This is a genomic window from Celeribacter marinus, assembly GCF_965656515.1.
GTDB lineage: Bacteria > Pseudomonadota > Alphaproteobacteria > Rhodobacterales > Rhodobacteraceae > Celeribacter > Celeribacter marinus_D.
This window is the reverse complement of the sequence record NZ_CBFHKW010000013.1, coordinates 5,257-13,092: the sequence shown is the minus strand read 5'-3', so window position 1 is coordinate 13,092 and position 7,836 is coordinate 5,257. Positions and strand designations below refer to the sequence as shown.

Genomic DNA, 7,836 nt, shown 5'->3' with positions numbered 1-7,836 from the left:
TCACAACCTTCCTCATGCCGCTGGTGATCTGGTCAACATGGACCGTCACAACACGCGTCAAAGAGTATATGATCGCGTTCTTGTTGTTGGAAACGCTGATGCTCGGCGTGTTCATGGCGCTTGATCTGATGCTGTTCTACCTCTTCTTTGAGGCGGGTCTGATCCCGATGTTCTTGATCATCGGCATCTGGGGCGGCAAAAACCGCATTTACGCCGCTTTCAAATTCTTCCTCTACACCTTCCTCGGCTCCGTGTTGATGTTGGTTGCAATGATCGCGATGTATCTCGACGCAGGCACCACCTGTATCGGTGGCTGTGGTGAGGCGACATCGCTTTTGACCCATACCTTCGCGTCCGACACGTTGTCGGTCATGGGGTTCCAAGTTGTCGGCGGGATGCAGACCATTGCCTTCCTCGCATTCTTTGCCTCCTTTGCGGTAAAAATGCCGATGTGGCCAGTGCACACATGGCTTCCTGATGCCCACGTTCAGGCGCCTACTGCAGGCTCTGTGGTTCTGGCGGCGATCCTCCTGAAAATGGGCGGCTACGGGTTCTTGCGCTTCTCGATCCCGATGTTCCCCGTTGCCTCCTACCACCTTGCGGATTTCGTCATGTGGTTGTCTGTGATTGCAATTGTCTACACCTCGCTCGTCGCGATGGTGCAGCAAGACATGAAAAAGCTGATCGCCTATTCGTCCGTGGCCCACATGGGATACGTGACCGCAGGGATCTTTTCGCTCAACCAACAAGGGATCGATGGCGCAATCTTCCAGATGCTCAGCCACGGGTTTATCTCTGGCGCGCTGTTCTTGTGTGTGGGCGTGATTTACGACCGTATGCACACCCGCGACATTGACGCCTATGGCGGTCTTGTAAACCGGATGCCTGCCTATGCGTTGGTGTTCATGTTCTTCACGATGGCCAATGTCGGTCTTCCGGGGACATCCGGTTTTGTGGGTGAATTCCTCACGCTTGTCGGGATGTTCCAAGCCAATACATGGATTGCCGCAGTGGCGACCACGGGTGTGATTTTCTCGGCGGCCTACGCGCTTTGGCTCTACCGCCGCGTGGTCCTTGGCGACCTGATCAAAGAAAGCCTGAAAGCGATCACGGATATGACCGCGCGCGAAAAAATGATCTTTGCGCCTCTCATCTTTATGACGCTTTTGCTTGGTGTGTATCCATCACTTGTGACCGATTTGATCGGCCCATCGGTGGGCGCATTGCTCGATAACTATAACGCCGCGCTGCCGTCTGATTTGGTTCAGACTGCCGCAGCCGCAATCAGCCATTAAGGGGACGGACCAATGACCGCTCACGATTTCTCGATCGTCCTTCCGGAAGTCCTTCTTGCCGTATACGGCATGGCAGCTCTCTTGTTCGCCGTTTACACGAGCAAGGATAAACTCGCCAAAACCATCACATGGGTGACGGCGGGCGTGTTTGTTGTCATCGCACTGATGATTGCTCTGTCAGGTACGGGGTCCAATTCGGCCTTTGACGGCATGTTTATCGACGATGCGTTTTCACGCTTTGGCAAGGTTGGCGCACTCCTCGCGGGGGCTGCCGTTTTGGTCATGTCCGTCGACGTGATGGAAAAGCGCGATATGCTCAAATTCGAGTATCCGATTTTGGTGCTCTACTCCACCATCGGCATGATGGTGATGGTGTCGGCGGGCGACCTTATGGCGCTCTACCTCGGCCTCGAGCTGATGTCCTTGGCGCTGTACGTTATCGCATCGTTCCGCCGCGATAGCGTGAAATCCACGGAATCCGGCCTGAAGTACTTTGTGCTTGGGTCGCTCTCGTCGGGCCTTTTGCTCTACGGCGCGTCACTGACCTACGGTTTCTCGGGCACAACAAACTTTGCGGGGATCATCTCCGTCGTACAAGACGATGTGCCACTTGGCGTGCTGTTTGGGCTGGTGTTCATGATGACAGGTTTGGCGTTCAAAGTGTCCGCTGTGCCGTTCCACATGTGGACGCCTGACGTCTATGAGGGTGCCCCGACACCAACAACCGCGTTCTTTGCAACCGCGCCGAAACTGGCGGCTATGGCTCTGTTCGCACGCGTTTTGCATGATGCGTTCGGTGGTATTGTTGGCGACTGGCAGCAAGTGCTTGCGGTTATTTCTGTGGCCTCGATGTTCCTCGGTGCCGTTGCGGGTATCGGCCAAACCGACATCAAACGTCTGATGGCCTATTCGTCGATCTCCCACATGGGGTTCGCTCTGATGGGCTTGGCGGCCGGCAACGCAGAGGGCGTACAAGCCGCGATGATCTACATGGCGATCTATGTTGCGATGAACATCGGCACATTCGCCTTTATCCTGACGATGGAACGCGATGGCAAACCCGTCACTGATCTGGCGTCTTTGAACCGCTACTGGCGCACATCCCCGTCCAAGGCATTGGCCCTGTTGGTCCTGATGTTCTCTCTGGCGGGTGTTCCCCCAATGCTCGGCTTCTTCGGTAAGCTGGCCGTGTTGCAGGCCGCATGGGGCGCGGGTCTTGTGTATCTGGCGATCTTTGGTGTGATCGCGTCTGTGATTGGCGCGTTCTACTACCTTCGCATCGTCTATTACATCTACTTCGGCTCCGAGCATGAGCCCCTCGACAAGGTCTCAAGCCCCGTTGCAACGATCGTGCTTATGGCTTCGGCCGTGATTATGGTCGTCGGCATCGTGAACCTGTTTGGTGTGGGTGAGTACGCGGCAATGGCGGCGGACGCTCTTGTCAAATAAGGCGCACATCTGGCCCGATGGGGTAGGGCGCACCGTCCTTGCCGAAACGGACAGTACAATGACAGAGGCCGCCCGCGTGGCGGCCTCTTGTGCGTTCCCCCAATGGATTTTGGCACATCGCCAATCGGCGGGACACGGACGGCGCGGGCGCGCATGGTCGATGCCCAAGGGCAACTTTGCCGCCACGCTGCTTTTGTTCCCGACCGAGGCGCCCGAAGTCGTCGCACTGCGGTCCTTTGTTGCGGCCCTTGCGCTCCAAGAGGCGCTTGTGGTTGTTTCTGGCCGACCAGAGAGTTTTGCGCTCAAATGGCCAAACGATGTGTTGTTGAACGGTGGTAAGGTGGCGGGTATTTTGCTTGAACGCGGCAAAGGACACTTGTCGATCGGTATCGGCGTGAACCTCATTGATGCGCCTACGCGCGCTGAAGTCGAACAGGGCGCAGTGGCCCCCGTGTCGCTTGTGTCCGAGACGGGCGCATCCGTGTCGCCCGAAGAGTTCCTTGACGTGATCGCACCCGTCTATGCCCGTTGGGAGGCGCAATTTGCCACCTACGGATTTGCGCCCATTCGCACCGCGTGGCTGGAGCGCGCCGCCAAATTAGGCGAACTGATCCGCGCGCGTACCGTCACCGAAGAACACCACGGCACCTTTGAAACCGTGGATGCCTTTGGTAATCTGGTGCTTAAAACGGCCAAAGGCACGCTTTCAATTCCCGCAGCGGAGGTCTATTTTTGATGCTACTGTGTATCGATACTGGCAATACCAATACCGTCTTTTCCATCTGGAACGGCAGTGAATTTATCGCCACTTGGCGCACGTCCACCGAGGTGCAGCGCACTGCAGATCAATATTATGTCTGGTTGTCGAGCTTGATGGCCTTTCAAAAGGTTGAGGCGAATATCACCGAGGTGATTATTTCGTCGACCGTTCCGCGTGTGGTGTTCAACCTGCGTGTGTTTGCCAACCGCTATTTTGAGTGTCGCCCGCTTGTTGTCGGCAAGCCCGAGTGCCTGTTGCCGCACGCCCCGCGCGTCGATGCGGGCACAACGGTTGGCCCCGACCGCCTTGTGAACACCGCCGCCGCATTTGACCGCTTTGGCGGTGATTTGATTGTGGTGGATTTTGGCACGGCGACGACATTTGACGTGGTGGCGAGCGATGGCGCATATGTCGGGGGGGTTATTTCGCCGGGGGTGAACACCTCGCTTGAAAGCCTCCACCTCAAAGCAGCTGCCTTGCCGCATGTTGACGTGACGATGCCAGACAAAGTGATCGGCACCAATACAGTTGCCTGTATGCAATCGGGGGTGTTTTGGGGCTATGTTGGCCTCGTGCGTGAAACATGTAACCGCATCAAGGCCGAATATGAGCGCCCGATGCAGGTGATTGCCACGGGCGGGCTTGCGCCGCTGTTCAATCAGGGCCACAAGCTGTTCGACGCATTTGACGAATTTTTGACGATCCACGGCCTTGTCGTGATCCATAACTACAACAAAGACCACAACACAGAATTGGGTAACACATGAGCGATCGACTTTTATACCTGCCGTTGGGCGGCGCTGGCGAGATTGGCATGAACTGCTACGTCTACGGCTACGGCCCCGCAGGCCGCGAACGCTACATCGTCGTAGACCTCGGCGTGACATTTCCGTCGATGGACGGCTCACCGGGTGTGGACCTGATCTTTGCCGATGTGTCGTGGTTGGAAGAGCGCAAGGAGCGTATCGACGCGATTTTCATCACCCACGCGCATGAGGATCACGTTGGTGCGGTTGGCCACTTGTGGCCACGCCTTGGCGCGCCGATCTATGCGCGGACGTTTACCGCCCACCTTGCCCGCCTCAAATTCGAGGAGCACGGTCACGACGAACTCATGATCAAAACCGTCTCCGCATGGCCGCAACAGGTTGAGTGTGGCCCGTTCAAGGTCGGGTTCCTGCCCGTGTCGCACTCGATCCCCGAAAGCTCCGCACTAGTGATCGATAGCCCCGCGGGCCGCGTCATTCATACTGGCGATTTCAAAATCGACGAGACCCCAGTTGTGGGCGAGGCGTTCGACCGCACCCTTTGGGAAAGCGTGTCCAAGGATGGCGTGAAAGCCCTCGTATGCGACAGTACCAATGTCTTTACCGACACACCGGGCCGGTCCGAGAGCGAAGTGGTCGAGCCGCTGACCGAGTTGATGAAAGACCTCAAAGGCATGGTTGCAGCAACCACATTTGCATCCAACATCGCGCGTGTGAAATCACTCGCCGAAGCAGGAACGAAGGCGGGGCGCTCAGTTGTTTTGTTGGGCCGCGCAATGCGCAAAATGATTACGGCCGGTATTGAGACAGGGATCATCTCCGACTTTCCCAAGACCATTTCCCCAGAACAGGCGGGTGATGTGCCGCGCGAAAACCTGTTGTTGCTGACAACAGGGTCGCAGGGTGAATACCGCGCCGCGACAGCGCAATTGTCGCGTGGCAAGTATCTTGGTCTGAAAATGGCCGAAGGCGACACAGTTATTTTCTCATCGAAAACTATTCCGGGTAACGAAATGTCGGTGGCGCGCATTCTCAACAACTTCTCCGAGATGGGCGTAAACTGTATCACTGGGCGCAACGATATTCACGTATCGGGTCACGCCAACCGTCCCGACCTGACAACGATGCACGAGGTGGTCAAGCCACAGATCGTAATCCCGATGCACGGTGAGCACCGTCATTTGCGTGAGCACGCGGCCTTGGCCGAAACCAACGGGTTCAAAGGTGTCGTGGCACCCAATGGTGTTGGTATCGATCTCACGGGCGACACGCCCAAAGTTACCGAATATGTCGAAACGGGTCGCACCTATTTGGATGGAAAAGTTCAGATTGGCGCAATGGACGGTGTGGTGCGCGATCGTATCCGTATGGCGCAATATGGTCTTGTCGTGGCAACGGTCATTGTCGAGGATGATGAGCCGCTTGGTGATTGCTGGTGCGAAGTGCGCGGGTTGCCCGAAATTGGCCTGTCGCGTGCGCCGCTCGTGGATGTGCTTGAGGCGGACATCAATCAGTTCCTCAACCGTGCGGGTAAAAAAACGATGAGCGATGACGGCAAACTCGAAGAGGACATGCGCCGCATTCTGCGCAAGACCACCAACGACGAGACGGGTAAAAAGCCGGAAATCCAGATCGTGATTTCGCGCCTCTCCGCCTAATACGAGCGTTTATCGACTGAGAAAGGGGGCATGCGAGTGCCCCCTTTTGCGTTTTAAGTGATTGATTAGAAGTTTTTGCGATCCGAGACGTCGAGATGGATTGTGCCATCGTCCAACGCGTAAATATCCGAGATGAACGTTTTTCCGCCGCCGACACCAATGACGATGAAACGTGTTGCGTCGAGGCAAAAATCATACGCTTTCCAGTTTCCGTCCCCGAGCCACTCCGTCAGGCCAACCGCATTGTTGGTGTTGTCATAGTCGGCAACGCCCACCGCTGTGAGATCTTCGAGTGTGGTGTTGTGAACGGTCAAGCTGACGCATTTCGCCGCTGCAACACTCGGCATGGCCGCGAGCGTCCCAACGAGAAGTACAGATGAAATTGAAGGCATGGCATCTCTCCCTTTGGTAGGTTTACGTGCCATTATATGCGACTGATCGTGGTGACGCCTTGATGCACAACAAAACAAACGCGCCGCGAACTGAATCGCGGCGCGTGAATGATATCTATGCCAAAGCGAGATCGCTTGAGCGCGGTGTGACCGAGACCTTAGTTGCCTTCGGCCGCGCGGCGCTCTTCAAAGCTCATGGCGATAAAGGTTGGGAGATGATCGCCAAGACCAACCACGGTGTTGTCATCCTCGCGTCCACGACCACGTCCGCGACCCCCACGAGAGCGGGGCGCGCGTTTGTCATCGCGCTCCGTGTCACGTGGTTCATTGCGTCTGTCGTCGCGCGACTGTGTGCGCGCCTCTGGTGCGGCGTCTTGTGTCGCAGCTTGGGTCGCAGCTTGGGTCGGCGCAGGGGCCTCGGTCTCTACAGCCACTGGTGCCGCCTGTGGTGCGGATGTCTCTACCGCATCGATCACAACAGGCTCAGCCGCTTTGGGTGCGCCTTGCGCGGCGGTGTTTTGATCTGCGGACTGTGGCTCAACGGCGGTCGGCGTGTCTGATTTGGCCGCACCACGGCGCGCGCGCGAACGGGTACGCTTTGGCTTGTCCTCGGGTTTGGCGTCTGCAACTTCGGGGGTCGGTGCCTCTACCGCTGCGGTGCCAAGTGGGTTTTCGAGGCGCGGAATTTCCTTGCCAATCAGACGCTCAACGTCAGCAAAGTTTTTCTCGTCGCGTGGCTCACAAATCATAATAGCTTTGCCATCACGACCCGCGCGACCGGTGCGTCCGATGCGGTGCACATAGTCCTCTGCGTGGCCTGGAACGTCAAAGTTGAACACGTGGGTCACAGATGGCACGTCAAGGCCGCGTGCGGCCACATCAGACGCCACGAGGATCTTGAGCTTGCCATTGCGAAACCCGTCAAGTGTCGCATTGCGTTTGCTTTGGTCGAGATCGCCGTGGATAGGTGCGGCATCAAAACCGTGCTTGGCCAAAGATTTTGCAACGATATCCACATCCGTCTTGCGGTTGCAGAAAATGATACCATTCTGAAGCGTCTCGCCCTCGGCATTGATCAAGGCACGCAACAGATCGCGTTTCTCGGTGGCGGCCCGTTCGCGGCGCGAGCCTTTGAACATGACAACGCTTTGCGCGATGTTTTCGCCCGAGGTCGCCTGACGGGCCACTTCGATGCGGGCAGGGTTGGACAAGAATGTGTTGGTAATCCGTTCAATCTCGGGCGCCATTGTCGCCGAGAAAAACAGTGTTTGGCGCGTAAAGGGTGTCATGCCGAAAATGCGCTCGATATCAGGGATGAACCCCATGTCGAGCATCCGGTCGGCTTCGTCGACGACCATGACTTTTACGTCTGACAAGATCAGTTTGCCGCGCTCAAAATGGTCGAGCAGGCGACCGGGGGTCGCGATCAAAACGTCCACGCCTTTGTCGATCAACTGGTCTTGTTCTTTGAACGACACGCCACCGATCAACAGAGCTTTGGTCAGCTTGTGATAT

General features: G+C 56.7%; 7 protein-coding genes. 5 read left to right on the top strand and 2 right to left on the bottom strand.

What is annotated here, in order from left to right; translation table 11 throughout:
* From ACTG34_RS04805 to ACTG34_RS04785, 5 genes are all read left to right on the top strand, one after another.
* Nucleotides 1–1,295: NADH-quinone oxidoreductase subunit M (locus ACTG34_RS04805; RefSeq protein WP_439103868.1), on the top strand; the 1,295-nt coding region annotated here is incomplete at its 5' end.
* A 12-nt stretch (nt 1,296–1,307) separates the two neighbouring features.
* Entirely contained in the window at nt 1,308–2,744 is a 1,437-nt protein-coding gene (gene nuoN / locus ACTG34_RS04800; protein WP_439103867.1) for an NADH-quinone oxidoreductase subunit NuoN, read from the top strand.
* Nucleotides 2,745–2,751: 7 nt separating this feature from the next.
* Nucleotides 2,752–3,480: a biotin--[acetyl-CoA-carboxylase] ligase gene (locus tag ACTG34_RS04795; RefSeq protein ID WP_439103899.1), complete on the top strand. Its 729-nt coding sequence runs from the start codon at nt 2,752–2,754 to the stop codon at nt 3,478–3,480.
* The gene (locus tag ACTG34_RS04790) at nt 3,480–4,271 is read left to right on the top strand and encodes a type III pantothenate kinase (RefSeq protein WP_439103866.1); all 792 of its coding nucleotides are present in this window, start codon (nt 3,480–3,482) and stop codon (nt 4,269–4,271) included. Before ACTG34_RS04795 ends, ACTG34_RS04790 begins: the two co-directional genes overlap by 1 nt.
* Nucleotides 4,268–5,929, top strand: a complete 1,662-nt coding sequence (locus ACTG34_RS04785) for a ribonuclease J (RefSeq protein ID WP_439103865.1) — start codon at nt 4,268–4,270, stop codon at nt 5,927–5,929. Before ACTG34_RS04790 ends, ACTG34_RS04785 begins: the two co-directional genes overlap by 4 nt.
* A 65-nt stretch (nt 5,930–5,994) precedes the next feature.
* On the opposite strand, the gene ACTG34_RS04780 is transcribed toward ACTG34_RS04785, so the two are convergent.
* Complete coding sequence (locus ACTG34_RS04780; protein WP_439103864.1) at nt 5,995–6,321, bottom strand: hypothetical protein; 327 nt, start codon at nt 6,319–6,321, stop codon at nt 5,995–5,997.
* Between the two features lie 158 nt (nt 6,322–6,479).
* Nucleotides 6,480–7,836: helicase-related protein (locus ACTG34_RS04775; RefSeq protein WP_439103863.1), on the bottom strand; the 1,357-nt coding region annotated here is incomplete at its 5' end.